Genomic DNA, 16,991 nt, shown 5'->3' with positions numbered 1-16,991 from the left:
TTAATTCAGTTTTACATGTACAGTATTGATAATACCATTAAATTCAAAAGGACGTTTGTCAAAATAATGATAAGAAACTGGCGAGCCTAAATCGACACCAACATCGAAAGTTTCTGTGGCTGTAAAGGCAACAGCAACAGTTCTTTTTAAGTTAGTGGTAGCCACTTCCTTTCCATCTACACTAATACTAACTGTCCCAGCTTTTCCGGGACCTTCAATTTTAGTCTCAATTGTTACTTTATGTTTTCCAGCAGCGATTGGAGAGCTGCTTTTAGCTTTATAATTCTCAATTAACTCCATATTATATTCATAATTAAGATAACCATCTTCCATATAAAATGAAATTCCTCCTCCCGATCCTCCTACAGCGTATAGCACGCCATTTGCCTTCTCTGGAACCTCCATATCTATAACAATTGTATTGCTCTGTCTCCCAATTCCTGGAGCACTAAACTCTGGCATTCGTCTTGTATTTTGTTTAAATGTCCATTCTGAATACGATGGCTTATGCACATCTTCCGGATAGATTCGAAGCCATAAACCTGCGCCAATTGGGAAGTCTTTATTGTCCTCAGCTAAAACTAAGAACTCTTTTTTAAGTTGTTCTAACTTTTCAGGATATTCCTGAGCTAGATCGTTGGCTTGTGAAAAATCTTCGTTTAAATTATACAACTCCCATTGGTCATTATCGGAATCCCAAGCATTAATTCTTGGCACAGAAGCTGGTGTATTCCACGGAATAAAGGGACCAAAAGTAGAAGCCATCCAACCTTCTTTATAAATGGCTCGACTAGCATTATTATCGAAAAACTGTTCATTTTTATGTGTTTTCTCGGTAGCATTATTAAAAGTATAAGCTAAACTTATACCATCCATTTTTTGTTGTTCAAAACCATAAACAACTTTTGGAGGTGTAATTCCAAGTATTTCATAAATTGTAGGTGCAATATCTATCACGTGGTGAAATTGTGAGCGAATTTTATCATCATGCTTTATTCCTTTTGGCCAGGAAATAGCCATAGGGTTTCTAGTGCCTCCAAAATAGCTACCCAATAATTTGGTGCCTTTAAAAGGTGTACTTCCTGCCCATGCCCAACCCGCATGATACATATTATCTGTATGCGAGGTTCCTAAAGCTGCAAGGCCTCCAATTTTATCTAAAGCAGAAATCTGATCTTCTACGGTATTCGCAATATTATTTTGTGCAAGTAATTCTGAAATAGAGCCTCGCTGCCCTTCAGAACTCGAACCATTATCTCCAAAAATATAAATAACAATTGTATTGTCTCGTAAGCCTCGTTCTTCTAAACCGTCTATTAATTTTCCTACTTGTGCATCGGTATGTTCTACGAAACCTGCAAAAATCTCCATCAATCTCAATTGAAATGCACGCTGATTTTCAGGGATATCGTCCCAAGCTTCCAAAGTAGAATCGCGAGGGGTTAATTTTGTTCCTTTTGGAATGATTCCCATTTCAAGTTGGCGATTATAAACACGTTCTCTGTACGCATCCCAACCATCATCAAACTTTCCTTTGTATTTATCTGCCCATTCAGTAGCAACATGATGTGGCCCATGAACACCTCCTGGTGCCCAATACATAAAGAAAGGCTTGTCTGGTGCAAATGCCTGGCTGTTATCCATCCATTTCAAAGCCTGAGTTACTAAATCTTCAGTTAAATGATAATTTTCATCTTCTGGCGGCTCAATATGATCGTAATTCTGGGTTAATCTAGGTTCCCATTGCGAGGTTTCGCCTCCAAGAAATCCATAAAAATGCTCAAAACCATAATTATTTGGCCAATGGTCTTTTGGTCCCATCATGGTTGTTTCTGTCGCTGGTGTATTATGCCATTTTCCGAATGCCGAAGTATGATATCCATATTCTTTTAAAATTTCTGGAATGGTAGCTGCTGTTTTAGGGATAACTCCTGTATATCCGTCAAATGCCACGGCACGTTCAGCAATAGTACCGGAACCTACCCGAGTGTGATTTCTTCCGGTAAGAAGCGCTGCACGTGTTGGCGAACATATAGATGTGGTGTGAAACGTATTATACAATAAACCTTCATCTGCAACACGAGAAAAATTAGGAGTATGTATATCGCCTCCCATTGTTTCCGAAATTCCAAAACCTACATCATCCAATAATATCACTAAGATATTTGGTGCATCTTTTGGAAGACGTTGTGGATGGGTTGGCCATTTCATTTTGGAGTCTTGAATACGCTCATTCGTAACACTTTCCATTGGTGTAGGTGGAAAAGGAAGCACATCTTGTGCAAGAACTGCTGTGGTTGAAGTACCAATTATAAAAAGTATTAAAATCCTTAAAGTTTTAGTTAAGTGTAGTTTCATATGTCGATTTTTAATTGGTTATACATACAAATATAGTATAAAGTCTTAAAACAAAGAGAGGCTTAAAACAAGAATAAGTCAGAGCGTGGAAAACTGTTTTGGGATTATTAGAAAATAATACATCTCTAATAGCATGTGAAAAGTTTTAAATTATAAGTTTTAATTCTTATTCTTTTAATCCTTGAATTTCAAAGTCCAAACCCTCTTCTCTTCATTTTTAAATGCAGAATCTGTACCTTTGCATCTTTGTCTTTCTAAACGACAAAATCTCCGTGATTATATGAGTCAATTCGAAGAAAATATTGAGGTTAGAGGCGCACGCGTTCACAACCTAAAAAACATAGATGTTACCATTCCTAGAGAGAAATTAGTAGTGATTACTGGCTTGTCTGGTAGTGGAAAATCCTCTTTAGCTTTCGATACAATATATGCCGAAGGACAACGTCGCTATATAGAAACTTTTTCAGCTTATGCCAGACAGTTCCTTGGAGGATTAGAGCGTCCGGATGTGGATAAAATTGACGGACTTTCGCCTGTAATTGCTATTGAACAAAAAACAACTAGTAAATCGCCTCGATCTACAGTTGGAACCATCACAGAAATTTATGATTTTTTAAGATTGCTTTTTGCTAGAGCCAGCGATGCCTATAGTTATAATTCTGGTGAAAAAATGGTAAGCTATAACGACGAGCAGATTAAAGAGCTTATTATAGAAAGTTTTAATGGCAAACGCATTAATGTTTTAGCCCCAGTAGTCCGTTCGCGAAAAGGACATTACAGAGAATTGTTTGAGCAAATAGCCAAACAAGGGTTTGTAAAAGTTAGAGCTGACGGAGAAGTTAAAGACCTTGTAAAAGGCATGAAACTAGATCGTTACAAAACGCACGATATAGAAATAGTTATAGACCGACTAAAAATTGACAATTCTGTTGATAACGACAAACGCTTAACAGAAACCATTAACACAGCCATGTATCATGGTGAAGATGTCTTAATGGTTTTAGATCAAGATACTCAAGAGACACGATATTTTAGTAGAAATTTAATGTGTCCGAGTTCGGGAATTTCCTATCCAAATCCAGAACCTAACAATTTTTCGTTTAATTCCCCAAAAGGAGCTTGTCCAAAATGTAACGGTATTGGCACTTTGTATCAGGTAAACGAAAGTAAAATTATTCCAGACCCAAAATTATCTATTGAAGCCGGTGCATTAGCTCCTCAAGGTCCAAAGAAAAACTCATGGATATTTAAGCAACTTGAAGCTATAGCACAACGTTTTAATTTTTCTTTAAGCGACCCATATAAAAGTATTCCTGAAGAAGCCAAGCAAATGATTATGTATGGTGGAAATGAAAAGTTTTCAGTTGAAAGTAAAACTTTAGGTCTGACACGTGATTATAAAATTGAATTTGAAGGTTTAGCTAACTTTATTGAAAGTCAGTACAACAATGCTGAAACCACCTCGTTAAAACGCTGGGCAAAAGATTATATGGATAAGGTTAGTTGTACTGAATGTCACGGCTCCCGTTTAAGACAAGAATCTTTATATTTCAAAATAAATGAAAATAACATAGCCGATTTAGCCAATAAAGACATTGTCGATTTGGCTGCTTGGTTTGACGATTTAGAAAATCATCTTTCAGACAAACAGATAAAAATTGCTGAAGAAGTCATCAAAGAAATCAAAACCAGATTACAGTTTTTACTGGATGTAGGTTTGGAATATTTATCCTTAAACCGAAGCTCTAAATCGCTTTCTGGAGGAGAAGCACAACGTATTCGCTTGGCAACACAAATAGGGTCTCAACTGGTTGGCGTGCTTTATATTCTGGATGAACCTAGTATTGGACTTCATCAAAGAGATAATGAAAAACTAATAAAATCTTTAATTTCCTTAAGAGATATCGGGAACTCTGTAATTGTGGTAGAACACGATAAAGACATGATAGAACATGCCGATTATGTAATAGACATCGGGCCAAAAGCAGGAAAGTTTGGGGGCGAAATTATAAGTATTGGCACTCCAACAGAATTAAAAACACATCATACGCTTACAGCCGATTATTTAAATGGCACAAAAGAAATTGAAGTTCCCAAAAATAGAAGAGAAGGCAATGGAAACTTTATAGAGTTAAAAGGCTGTACAGGAAATAATTTAAAGAATATTTCTGTCAAAATTCCTTTAGGAAAAATGATAGGTGTTACTGGTGTTTCGGGTAGCGGAAAATCTACTTTAATAAACGAAACCCTCTACCCTATTATGAATGCCCATTATTTTAATGGCGTAAAAAAACCAATGCCTTATAAAAGCATTAAGGGTTTAGAGCATATTGATAAAGTTATTGACATTAACCAATCGCCAATTGGAAGAACTCCAAGAAGTAATCCAGCCACGTATACTGGGACTTTTAGTGAGATTAGAAGCCTATTTGCTAAAATTCCTGAAGCTATGATTCGTGGGTATAAGCCTGGCCGTTTTAGCTTTAATGTAAAAGGCGGACGTTGCGAAACTTGCCAAGGTGGTGGTTTACGGGTTATTGAAATGAATTTTCTCCCAGACGTTTATGTAGAATGCGAAACCTGTCAGGGAAAACGTTTTAATAGAGAAACCTTAGAAATTCGTTATAAAGGAAAATCGATTAGCGATGTTTTAAATATGACTATCAACGAGGCTGTTCCGTTTTTTGAGCACATTCCTAAGATTCATAAAAAGCTTAAAACCATCAAAGATGTTGGTTTGGGATATATTACACTTGGACAACAAAGCACCACTCTTTCTGGAGGCGAAGCCCAACGTATCAAATTGGCTACAGAATTAAGCAAACGCGATACAGGAAATACCTTTTATATTCTGGATGAACCTACCACAGGATTGCATTTTGAAGATATTCGAGTGTTGATGATTGTTCTCAATAAATTAGCTGATAAAGGCAATACTGTTTTAATTATTGAGCATAATCTGGATGTGATTAAAGCTGTTGATCATATTATAGATATAGGCTACGAAGGAGGTAAAAATGGAGGCGAAGTTATTGTGGAAGGAACTCCAGAAGAAATAATTAAGCATAAAAAAAGCTATACAGCAAAGTTTCTAAAAAAAGAATTAAAATAAAAAAATTCTCACATAAATTTATTAAATTAGTTCCTTAACCATAAAAACCTATATTATGAGAAGTTTACTTTGGTTAGTAGCTGTTATCTGTATTGTAGTATGGCTACTAGGATTTTTAGGCGTTGTTGATGGCATTCCAACCGGTAATTTAATTCATATTTTACTAGTAATTGCTATTATTGTTATTTTATACAACCTTATTTCTGGACGTGGTCCGTTAAAATAACCCTAAATTAAAATTAGAATAAAATTAATAAAAGAGGCTTATCTCGTTTGAGATTTGACTCTTTTTTTGTGTAAACTACATTAAGAAAACAGAGTATATTAATAGTTTTTAAATATCTAATTATAATTCCTTTAAAGAAAGCATCCAATATGTTCTTATTTCTCTTAAATTTGCCTTTGGATTTATTTGAACAAACAAATTTGTTAAACTAAATTTTACACAAAAAATATTATAAATGAGAGACGAACAACACTATAAACGTTGGAATCAAATTAAAACAAACGATTCATGGGCTATTTTTAAAATCATGGGTGAGTTTGTAAACGGTTACGAGAAACTTAGTAGAATTGGACCTTGCGTATCTATTTTCGGATCTGCAAGAACAAAACCAGATAATAAATATTATAAATTAGCCGAAGACGTAGCTTCTAAAATTGTAGACCACGGTTACGGTGTAATTACAGGTGGTGGCCCAGGAATTATGGAAGCTGGTAATAAAGGTGCCCATATTGCAGGAGGAACATCTGTAGGATTAAACATTGATTTACCTTTCGAGCAACACGACAATCCATATATTGACGGAGATAAAAGTTTAGATTTCGATTATTTCTTTGTTAGAAAGGTCATGTTTGTTAAGTATTCTCAAGGTTTTGTTGTTATGCCAGGAGGTTTCGGAACTTTAGACGAGTTGTTTGAAGCCATTACACTTATTCAAACTAACAAAATTGAGAAATTCCCTATTATTCTAGTGGGAACTGACTTTTGGGGAGGCTTATTAGATTGGATAAACCAAACTTTACTTGAAAAGTTTAATAATATTAGTGCAAAAGACCTGGATTTAATTCACTTGGTAGACACGCCAGAGGACGTTATAGAAATTCTTGATGAATTCTATAAGAAGTATAGACTGAGTCCTAATTTCTAAATGCAATAATAGTAAATAAGCAATATGTTAGAACCATACAAATGCTATCTCTATGCTGATAGCATTTGTTATTAGTTTATTTTTATAAGACGAATTAAACTTATTATTTTATAAATTCGTTTTTTTAGTCTATCAATCACCGTGAAAACGTAGTCTGAGCTAACGAGCATAATTTTTCAATGTCATTCATTATAAATTAAAGTTAAAACTTATTAATCGAAGTAGTTATCCTTTATATTTAAACCTGTGTGCTTATTGTTTAAAAGCCACTAGAATTACAATCACTAAATCTGAATATTTGTTGTATTTTAAAATAAAGAATGCAGTCAATATTATTCGTTCTAACAAATCTTCGAATAAAGATTTAAATAATTTAAAAATGAACGTGTATTATATAAATATACCAAATACGAATGTGCAACCTTTAAAGTTTATAAAATAAGTTGAGAATACGTATTTTAAGTTATGTCTTATTTCTTTTTATACCTGCATTGGTTTTAAGTCAGAATAAAATAGACTTAAAAGCAGAATTTCATGTAGAAAAAAATCAAATTAAAATTTCTCAAACAATTACTTATTTCAATACATCTAACGATGTTTTAGATGTTATTTATTTAAACGATTGGAATCAAAGTTACGCCACAAAAAACACCCCGTTGGCCAAACGTTTTGCCGAAGAGTATAGCACAGCATTTCACTTTGCAAAAAATGAAGACAGAGGTTATTCGGTAGTTACATCTATTGAACAAAACAATCAGGAATTAGTCTTCGATAGGCTTAAAGAGAATATAGATGTTTTAAAAGTACAGCTAGAAACTCCTTTAAAACCAAACGAAAGCTACACACTTCACCTTAAATATATAGTACAAATACCGAGCGATAAATTCACCAGATATGGAATTACTAACAATGGAGATTTCAATTTGCGCTATTGGTACATCACTCCCGCTGTTTACAATGGCGAATGGGAATATTTTAGTAATAAAAATTTAGACGATTTATTTGTACCTGTTTCAGACATCAACTTAGAATTGCAAATTCCAAATAATTATCACGTAACATCAGAACTGAATCAAGTAGACATTATCCAAAAAGACAGTCTTTCTATTGTTAAACTTGAAGGAAGAAATAGAGTAAACACCAAATTATTTTTGAATAAAGCCAAACAATTTACCCAGGTAAAAACCGATTATTTTACTCTGGTGTCTAATTTAGATGAAGAAGATTTAAATATGATTGACAATTTGGTAATAACCGATCATGTTTCTGAGTTCTTAGTTAGAAATCTTGGTCCCTACCCTTTAGAAAAACTCTTAATAACCGATATTGACTATAGAAAAAATCCTATTTATGGTTTAAACCTACTACCTAGTTTTATTCGTCCGTTTCCAGATAAATTTCAATACGAAATGAAAATCTTAAAAACGGCCTTAAACAACTATTTGGAAAATATTCTGATTTTAAACCCTAGAAAAGACCAATGGCTTATAGACGGATTACAAACTTACTATTTAATGAAATATGTAGAAGAAAACTATCCAAATATGAAGCTTGCTGGAACCTTATCTAAAATTTGGGGAATTAAGTCTTTTCATGCCACTCAATTAGATTTTAACGACCAATACGCTTTTTTATACATGCACATGGCTAGAGAGGGTATAGATCAACCTTTAAGCATGGAGAAAGATTCGTTGTTAAAATTTAATAAAAATATTGCTAACAAATATAAGGCAGGCGTGGGATTACGCTATTTAGACCAATATATAAATGCAGATATTCTAGAAAATTCCATTAAAGAATATATATCCGAATTCACATTTAAGGAAACCAAAACGTCGGACTTTGAAACTATTTTAAAATCTAAAACTACAAAGGATGTTAATTGGTTTTTCACCGATTTTCTAAAAACCAAAAAATATATTGATTTTACTATTGCAGACATTCAAGAATCTCGAGATTCGGTAAAGGTAACTATTAAGAATAAAACCAACGCCAATGTCCCAATTTCTGTATTTGTTTTAAATAAAGACACCGTAATTTCCAAGGCATGGGTAGCCAATGTTACAGACACAAAAACCGTAACACTAGCGAAAGGAAACGGCACCAGAGTAGTATTAAACAAAGATTTTGTAGTTCCAGAGTACAATTTAAGAGACAACACAAAATCTTTAACAAACTCCTTATTCAACAGACCACTTCAAATTAGATTGTTAAAAGACATTGAAGATCCTTCGTACAATCAGGTGTTTTTAATGCCAATGATAGAATTCGATAATATTTACGATGGCATTGTTCTTGGCGTAAAAGCCTATAATAAAACGGTTCTTAAAAAGCCTTTCTACTATAAAATTGAGCCTCAATACGGAACAAAATCTAATTCTTTAACTGGCTCCATAACTTTAAATTATAATCAATATGTAAAAAATAACTCCGATTTATTTAGCGTAAGTTACGGCATATCGGGAAGCTACTCCAGTTATGCCGAAGATTTATTTGTTAGAAAATTAACGCCTGGAATACGCTTTAAATTTAGAGACAAATCTAATTTACGCTCTAATAAAAAGCAGTTTATCACCTTGAGGTATGTGGATATTCATAGAGATAAAAACCCGATATCTACTGCAGATGCTACACAACCTAATTATAGTGTTTTAGACCTTCGTTATAATAACATCAATAAAGGCCTAAAAGATTATACTGCCTGGTTTGCAGATATGCAATTTGGTAAAAATTTTGGGAAGTTAGCTTTCAATTTTGAGTATAGAAAGCTTACCGAAAATAACAGACAATATAATTTAAGGCTTTTTACAGGTGTTTTCTTGTACAATAAAACCTACGAGACTTCAGATTATTTTAGTTATGCACTAGACAGGCCAACAGATTATTTGTTTGATTATAACTATTACGGACGTTCTGAAAGCTCCGGACTTTTTAGTCAGCAGATAATTATTGCCGAAGGTGGTTTTAAATCTAAGCTAGATACACCTTATGCCAATGCCTGGATAAGTACAGTTAACGGAAGTGCTACAATTTGGAAATACATTTTAGCTTATGGAGATCTTGGTTTGGTAAAAAACCATGGAAAAAATACGAAGTTTGTTTATGATGCTGGAATTCGAGTAAGCCTTATGCCAGATTATTTTGAATTATATTTTCCAGTTTACTCTAACTTAGGTTGGGAAGTCTCTCAACCCCAATATGCAGAAAAAATTCGCTTTATAGTAACTCTAGACTTCAAAACCCTCTTTGGTTTATTTACTAGACGTTGGTATTAAAAAACGCTTTACTCTAAATCTCATTTCCAATAACATATTTTTAACCATTTCGGAAATAACTGATAATCTTTCAGTTTTTTGTTATATTTTACTCTAATCACTGATAATTTGATAAATCTTTAACGGTTTAACCAATTGCAAAACACATAAATATTGACTAATTTTGTGTTTTTAAAACAAGAACTATGCAGACAAATCCAGACGTACAAAAAGACCTGTCTTTCGAAGACTTTAAAACAGAAGTTTTAAACGACTATAAATTGGCTGTCACCTCGCGTGAATGTAGCCTTTTAGGGCGTCGTGAAGTGCTTACTGGAAAGGCCAAATTTGGAATTTTTGGAGATGGAAAAGAAGTGCCTCAATTAGCTCTTGCTAAAGCCTTTAAAAATGGTGATTTCCGTTCAGGATACTACAGAGACCAAACTTTTATGATGGCTATTGGAGAACTTAATATCCAACAATTTTTTGCCGGTCTATACGGTCATCCAGATTTAGAACACGACCCAATGTCTGGTGGAAGACAAATGGGCGGACATTTTGCTACGCATAGTTTAGACAAAAATGGCGACTGGAAAGATTTAACAAAACAGAAAAATTCCAGTGCAGACATCTCTCCTACTGCTGGACAAATGCCACGTTTATTAGGATTAGCCCAAGCATCAAAAATATACAGAGAGGTCACAGGAATCGACACCACTAATTTCTCTGAAAAAGGGAATGAAGTAGCTTGGGGAACTATTGGAAACGCCAGTACTAGCGAAGGCTTGTTTTTTGAAACTATCAACGCTGCAGGAGTTTTACAAGTACCAATGGTTATGAGTGTTTGGGACGATGAATACGGGATTTCAGTGCACGCTAGACATCAAACAACAAAAGAAAATATCTCTGAAATTTTAAAAGGATTTCAAAGAGATGAAGACAATAAAGGCTTCGAAATTCTTCGTGTTAACGGTTGGGATTACCCAGCTTTGATAGAAACTTACCAAAAAGCTTCAAAAATTGCCAGAGAAGAACATGTGCCTGTTTTAATTCATGTAAACGAATTAACGCAACCTCAAGGACATTCAACCTCTGGATCTCACGAACGTTATAAAGATGAAAATCGTTTAGCATGGGAAGCAGAATACGATTGTAATGTGAAGCTTCGCGATTGGATGATTTCCAACAGCATTGCTACAGACGAAGAATTAAAAAAGATTGAAAATAACATAAAAAAAGAGGTTCGTGAAGGTAAAAAAGCAGCATGGACAGCTTTCGTTCAACCTCTAAAACAAGAGCAACAAGAACTTTTAGCACTTTTAGAAACCATTGCCAATTCTAGTGCTAACAATGTTTTTATCACAAAACTTAAAAACGATTTAGCCGAAATTAAAGAACCTATTAGAAAAGATATTCTTTCTACGGCCAGAAAAGTTTTGCGTTATGTGGTAAGCGAAACTTCAGCAGAAAAAACACAATTAGTCAATTGGATCAATTCTTATTTTGAAGAGATCCAACCTAAATACAGCTCTTATTTATATAGCGAATCGCCAAAATCAGCTTTAAATATCAAAGAAGTAAAGCCAACTTATGATGATAATAGCGAAGAGGTCGATGCCAGATTAGTTATTAGAGATAACTTCGATGCTATTTTTGGAAAATATCCTGAAACCTTAGTATTTGGAGAAGACGCCGGACATATTGGAGACGTTAATCAAGGACTTGAAGGTATGCAAGAAAAGTATGGCGAACTTCGCGTATCGGACGTTGGTATTCGTGAAGCAACCATTCTTGGACAAGGTATTGGAATGGCTTTAAGAGGTTTGCGTCCTATTGCCGAAATTCAGTATTTAGATTATATTCTATACGCGCTTCAAATTATGAGCGACGATTTAGCAACGCTGCAATACAGAACAAACGGTCGCCAAAAAGCGCCACTAATTGTTAGAACTCGTGGTCACAGACTAGAAGGTATTTGGCATTCAGGCTCTCAAATGGGAGGTGTAATTAATTTAGTTCGTGGAATACATGTATTAGTACCAAGAAATATGACCAAAGCTGCCGGTTTCTATAACACGCTTTTAGAAAGCGATGAGCCTGCATTAATTGTAGAATGCTTAAATGGGTATAGATTAAAAGAAAAAATGCCTAGTAATATTGGAGAGTTTAAAACGCCTCTTGGTGTGGTTGAGACCATTCGTGAAGGAAAAGATATTACTTTAGTGTCCTATGGTTCTACTTTAAGAATTATTGAGCAGGCAGCCAAAGAACTTCAGGAAGTAGGGATTGATGCTGAAATTATAGATATTCAGTCCTTATTACCTTTCGATTTAAATCAGGATATTGTTAATAGTGTGGCTAAAACCAATCGTTTGATGGTTATTGACGAAGATGTTCCAGGAGGTGCTTCAGCTTTTATTTTAAATGAAGTTTTAAACACACAAAACGCCTATAAACATTTAGACAGCAAACCAGAAACCTTAACAGCACAACAACATAGACCAGCTTATGGAACAGATGGAGATTATTTCTCTAAACCTTCTGTAGAAGATGTGTTTGAAGCTGTGTATAAGGTGATGCATGAAGCGAATCCTTCAGACTATCCAAAATTGAGATAATTAAGGATTAAAAGTATCATAAAAGACCTCATGAGTTTAAAACCTTATGAGGTCTTTTTTTTATATATTTATCACAACTAAAAAAACTAAAAATGAAAAAAAACCACTACGATTTAGCCTTATTAATTGCCAGACTCGGTTTTGGCGGCTTTATGCTAACACATGGCATTCCAAAAATTGAACGCCTTTTTTCAAGTCCCATAGAATTTGGAGACCCCATTGGTGTAGGACCAACACTATCCTTAATCCTTGCTTTAATTGGAGAAGTAATTGCTCCAATTTTAATAATTATTGGTTTAAAAACCAAGTTAGCGGCTATTCCTGCTGCTATAACCATGTTTGTTGCTGCCTTTATAGTTCATGCCCCAGACGATTTTGGTACAAAGGAAAAGGCTTTATTATATTTAGTTGGCTTTGTAGTTATCTTTCTAGCTGGTCCTGGAAAATATGCCATTGATAAGAATAACTAAAAATTTCTATGTTTAATTAAAAGAACCTCGATTTTCTGGGAATTAGTATGAAAGCAGTCTCCGTAGTCACCATCAAGAAAGAATTACAGCATCGTTCTAAAGAAGAACTTATGGAGCTCTGTTTGCGTTTGTCTAAATTCAAAAAGGAAAACAAAGAGCTTCTTACCTATTTATTATTTGAATCACATGACGAAACAGGTTATATAGAAACTGTAAAACAGGAATTAGATTTACAATTCGAAAGCATTAATACAGACAGTTATTTCTATATAAAAAAAAGCGTTCGGAAGATTTTAAGGCTTATAAAAAAGTTTAGCAGGTATTCTTTAAAGAAAGAAACTGAAGTTGAACTCCTCCTCTACTTTTGCAATAAACTAAAAGATTTTTCACCTTCTATAAAACGCAATGTCACTTTGACCAATATATATGACAGACAGATTTTAAGAATTAAAAAAATAGTCACTAGCCTTCACGAAGATTTGCAATACGATTATAATTTGCAGTTGGAAGAGTTAGAGGATTAGAGGCTAACAAAATATCCAATATCCTCGAAGTATAAATGATAAACGACTATAGTAGTTATTATATAACTGGTTGCAAACAATTTAACCAAACTATACAAATGAAAAAACTTATTTTACTCTTCACTTTATCTATTGGACTTATGACCTTCTCATCCTGTTCGAATAACGATGACAATAATGATACTGAAATTGAATTATCAGTGGTTGGAGGTTGGTCTGTAGGTGAAACTACATTAAATGGAGAAATAATTACTAATCAAAGTATTACTCGATTATTATCTGCCGAAAATAGAGCAGAATTTAGATATTTAATTGATGTTGGTGATCCTAGTGGTGAATTAGAATTAAGAGTTTTACAAGCTAATTGGACAAAGAACGAAAATATATTAACAATAGATTTTGATAATGTAGATATGGGAACGAAAATTTATACTGTTTCTGAATTAACAAGCAACTCTATGACTTGGGAATCTCAAATTTTAGGAGAAGGTATTTTAATAGAGACTTTAACCAGATAACAATTATTTACAACACCGTGTCAATTAATGGCTAGTTCATGCTTGATTACGAAAATCCTCGAGGATTTTCTATTCGGGTTGTATTCGCTAAATTAGTGGCTTAATACACGTAACAAAAGCATGCACAATCACGTAAAGTATAATATGAGAAATGAGTCGTCCAAAAATTAAAATTAGGAAAAATAACATTGATAAAGGAATAGAAGCTCTGACTTTTGCTCTGATTTTGATTTCTGCTATATTAATTGGAGTTTATTACAACCAACTGCCTGAAAAACTTCCTATTTACTTTAATTGGCCTTCAAAAGACAATGACGGATTGGGAACAAAAGACCTTTTATGGATAAGTCCAATAGTTTTTGGAATTATCGATATAGTACTTTATAAATTGAATCAATATCCTTGGCTTTTTAACTATCCTTCTGAAATTAGTAACAAAAATATTGAATACAACTATAAAATGTCAACTCAAATGTTACGAAATTTAGGACTTTTTATCAGTATAATGTGTTTACTAATAACTATAGCCTCAATATTAAATGGTCTTGGCAACGACACTGATTATAACAAATATTTGTATCCTTTTTTGCCAATATTATTTATTGCATTGCCAATTATATATCTAATTAAAATATTAATGCACAAAAAGATTAAGTACAATAAAGAAGAATTAAACTAATTAGTACCAGACAACTTCCAAGAACTCGTTCGTCTATACCCAAGTTAAAAAAAACAAAAGATTTTTTTAATTAGTGTTCCTTATAAATACTAGAAACAAATCCTTTAAAACTAAGCAGCACGAAGCCATTTATCTCCTGAGTTTTCCTTAAATTTAACCCATAAAATAAGTATATGAAAAATTATAGTTTAGCAATAGCCCTTTTCGCCAGCCTTTCAGTTCTAGCTCAAGACAAACAATTAACTATGGAAGATGCCGTAATAGGCTTAGGAACCAATCTAAGAGTAGAAAGTTTATCGCAATTAAAATGGATTCCAGATGAAAACAGTTTCACCGAAGCCGTTAAAACTTCCTATGGAAATGCTTTGGTGCTAAGAACACTTCCATCTCTAAAAACAGATACTCTGGCGCGCTCTAATGAGTTTACAGATATGAAATCTGTTCCTTCCTTAAGCTGGATCGATAAAAACACAGCGTCTTATAGAAATGCTCAAGATTTTATGATTTGGAATCGAGAAACGAAGTCATCCGAAAAACTATTAACTATTCCAGAAAATACAGAAGCTCAAGAATTTGAATCTGCAACCAGTTCGTTTGCTTATGTAGTAGATAACAATTTGTATTTATTGGATGGGAAAAAACAAACCCATCAAATAACCGAAGACGGAAAATACGGTATTACAAACGGGAAAGCTGTTCATCAATTTGAATTTGGAATCAGTAAAGGGATGTTCTTTTCACCTAAAGGAAATTTACTCGCTTTTTACAGAATGGACGAAACCATGGTAAACGATTACCCAATTATCGATTGGTCAAAAACTCCAGCTGTCAATAAAAACATTAAATATCCATTTGCCGGACGCGATTCTCATCATGTAACCTTAGGAGTTTATAATCCGAAGACTAAAAAAACTATTTTTCTAGAAACCGGAGAACCTAAAGAGCAGTTCTTAACCTGTGTAACTTGGGCCCCAGATGAAAAATCCATTTATATTGCTGTTTTAAATCGGGATCAAAATCACATGAAATTAAATCAATACGATGCTCAAACAGGAAAATATATAAAAACTTTATTTGAAGAAAAAAGTGAAAAATACGTAGAACCACAACATGATTTGTACTTTTTACCTAATGGAAAAGAATTTGTTTGGTGGAGTCAACGTGATGGTTTTATGCATTTATATCGTTATGATTTGAATGGAAAATTACTAAACCAAATTACCAGTGGTCAATGGTTGGTTAATGATATTTCAGGTAAAAATGAAACATCAAATCAATTATTAATTACAGCTACAAAAGATGGTGCTATGGAAAAACATCTGTATGCTGTAAATTGGAAAAATGGTAACATAGAGCTTTTAGATAGCGATGCCGGGTACCATTTTCCTTCGGTAAATTCAAATGGAACCTATGTTCTGGATACTTGGATGAACAGCACAACCCCTAGAAAAATTGATGTGTATTCTACGGATAAAAAATTCAAAAAAAACTTATTGACCGCAAAAAACCCATTAGCAGAGTATGATATGCCTAAAGTTGAAAATGTAACTTTAAAGGCAGATGATGGGACAGATTTATATGGAAGGATGATTTATCCAACCAATTTTGATGCCAACAAAAAATATCCGGTTATCGTGTATTTATACAACGGTCCACACGCTCAAATGAATATAAATCGTTTTCCTGCCAGTGGAAATCTATGGTACGATTATATGGCTCAAAACGGCTATGTAGTTTGGGTTATGGACGGACGTGGAAGTAGCAATCGTGGTTTAGAATTCGAACAAGCTATTTTCAGAAACTTAGGTCAAGTGGAAATGAAAGACCAAATGGTTGGTGTAGATTATTTAAAATCACTGCCGTTTGTAGATGGAGACAAAATGGGAATGCACGGTTGGAGTTATGGTGGTTTTATGACCACGTCGTTCATGCTATTACAGCCAGATGTTTTTAAAGCAGGTGTTGCTGGTGGTCCGGTAATGGATTGGAGTATGTATGAAATTATGTATTGCGAACGCTATATGGACACCCCACAAACCAATCCAGAAGGTTATGCTAAAACCAGCTTATTAGATAAAACTCAAAATCTAAAAGGAAAATTATTGTTAATTCATGGAACCGATGACAATATAGTGGTTTGGCAACATTCCATCGATTTTTTAAGAAATGCAGTAAGCAATGGTGTGCAGGTAGATTACTTTGTTTACCCAGGTTATGAGCATAATGTTCGAGGAAAAGATAGAGTGCATTTAATGCAAAAAGTAACAGATTATTTCGATTTATATTTGAAATAAATCTAATTAGTTA

11 protein-coding genes are annotated in these 16,991 nt (G+C 33.8%); 10 read left to right on the top strand and 1 reads right to left on the bottom strand.

All coding sequences use genetic code 11. From position 1 onward, the window contains the following. Entirely contained in the window at positions 1-2,358 is a 2,358-nt protein-coding gene (locus tag OS188_RS07285; RefSeq protein WP_267148166.1) for an arylsulfatase, read from the bottom strand. A gap of 280 nt (positions 2,359-2,638) precedes the next feature. Here OS188_RS07285 and uvrA point away from each other — a divergent pair, with 280 nt between their 5' ends. The 10 genes from uvrA (at position 2,639) to OS188_RS07235 (ending at position 16,978) form a co-directional block, all read left to right on the top strand. After that, positions 2,639-5,470 carry an excinuclease ABC subunit UvrA gene (gene uvrA, locus OS188_RS07280; RefSeq protein ID WP_267148165.1) on the top strand — a complete coding sequence of 944 codons (2,832 nt, stop codon included), beginning with the start codon at positions 2,639-2,641 and terminating at the stop codon, positions 5,468-5,470. Positions 5,471-5,525: 55 nt separating this feature from the next. Continuing rightward, positions 5,526-5,696 (top strand): lmo0937 family membrane protein, encoded by a 171-nt coding sequence (locus tag OS188_RS07275; RefSeq protein WP_267148164.1) that lies wholly within the window; start codon positions 5,526-5,528, stop codon positions 5,694-5,696. A 235-nt stretch (positions 5,697-5,931) separates the two neighbouring features. Then, entirely contained in the window at positions 5,932-6,621 is a 690-nt protein-coding gene (locus OS188_RS07270; protein WP_267148163.1) for an LOG family protein, read from the top strand. 443 nt (positions 6,622-7,064) lie between these two features. Further along, a complete protein-coding gene (locus OS188_RS07265; protein WP_267148162.1) occupies positions 7,065-9,896 on the top strand; it encodes a metalloprotease in 2,832 nt (943 codons plus the stop codon). Between the two features lie 185 nt (positions 9,897-10,081). Continuing rightward, positions 10,082-12,493 carry an alpha-ketoacid dehydrogenase subunit alpha/beta gene (locus OS188_RS07260; protein ID WP_267148161.1) on the top strand — a complete coding sequence of 804 codons (2,412 nt, stop codon included), beginning with the start codon at positions 10,082-10,084 and terminating at the stop codon, positions 12,491-12,493. A gap of 92 nt (positions 12,494-12,585) precedes the next feature. Further along, a complete protein-coding gene (locus tag OS188_RS07255; RefSeq protein WP_267148160.1) occupies positions 12,586-12,963 on the top strand; it encodes a DoxX family protein in 378 nt (125 codons plus the stop codon). Positions 12,964-13,010: 47 nt separating this feature from the next. Then, positions 13,011-13,487, top strand: a complete 477-nt coding sequence (locus OS188_RS07250) for a hypothetical protein (protein ID WP_267148159.1) — start codon at positions 13,011-13,013, stop codon at positions 13,485-13,487. Between the two features lie 98 nt (positions 13,488-13,585). Further along, entirely contained in the window at positions 13,586-14,005 is a 420-nt protein-coding gene (locus OS188_RS07245) for a hypothetical protein (protein WP_267148158.1), read from the top strand. Positions 14,006-14,156: 151 nt separating this feature from the next. Then, positions 14,157-14,684 (top strand): hypothetical protein, encoded by a 528-nt coding sequence (locus tag OS188_RS07240; protein ID WP_267148157.1) that lies wholly within the window; start codon positions 14,157-14,159, stop codon positions 14,682-14,684. A 173-nt stretch (positions 14,685-14,857) separates the two neighbouring features. Beyond that, positions 14,858-16,978: a S9 family peptidase gene (locus OS188_RS07235; protein ID WP_267148156.1), complete on the top strand. Its 2,121-nt coding sequence runs from the start codon at positions 14,858-14,860 to the stop codon at positions 16,976-16,978. Positions 16,979-16,991 lie beyond the last annotated feature (13 nt).

The sequence above is a fragment of the Xanthomarina sp. F1114 genome (genome assembly GCF_026410255.1).
In the GTDB taxonomy this organism is placed as follows: Bacteria; Bacteroidota; Bacteroidia; order Flavobacteriales; family Flavobacteriaceae; genus Xanthomarina.
Note: the sequence above shows the minus strand (reverse complement) of the source record. Positions and strands in the feature narration are given on the sequence as shown.

Bases quoted from the DNA above. Each gene is read 5' to 3' on its own strand.
- OS188_RS07245 (WP_267148158.1), top strand. From the start codon at position 13,586: ATGAAAAAACTTATTTTACTCTTCACTTTATCTATTGGACTTATGACC.
- OS188_RS07235 (WP_267148156.1), top strand. From the start codon at position 14,858: ATGAAAAATTATAGTTTAGCAATAGCCCTTTTCGCCAGCCTTTCAGTT.
- OS188_RS07240 (WP_267148157.1), top strand. From the start codon at position 14,157: ATGAGTCGTCCAAAAATTAAAATTAGGAAAAATAACATTGATAAAGGA.
- uvrA (WP_267148165.1), top strand. From the start codon at position 2,639: ATGAGTCAATTCGAAGAAAATATTGAGGTTAGAGGCGCACGCGTTCAC.
- OS188_RS07250 (WP_267148159.1), top strand. From the start codon at position 13,011: ATGAAAGCAGTCTCCGTAGTCACCATCAAGAAAGAATTACAGCATCGT.
- OS188_RS07260 (WP_267148161.1), top strand. From the start codon at position 10,082: ATGCAGACAAATCCAGACGTACAAAAAGACCTGTCTTTCGAAGACTTT.
- OS188_RS07275 (WP_267148164.1), top strand. From the start codon at position 5,526: ATGAGAAGTTTACTTTGGTTAGTAGCTGTTATCTGTATTGTAGTATGG.
- OS188_RS07285 (WP_267148166.1), bottom strand. From the start codon at position 2,358: ATGAAACTACACTTAACTAAAACTTTAAGGATTTTAATACTTTTTATA.
- OS188_RS07255 (WP_267148160.1), top strand. From the start codon at position 12,586: ATGAAAAAAAACCACTACGATTTAGCCTTATTAATTGCCAGACTCGGT.
- OS188_RS07270 (WP_267148163.1), top strand. From the start codon at position 5,932: ATGAGAGACGAACAACACTATAAACGTTGGAATCAAATTAAAACAAAC.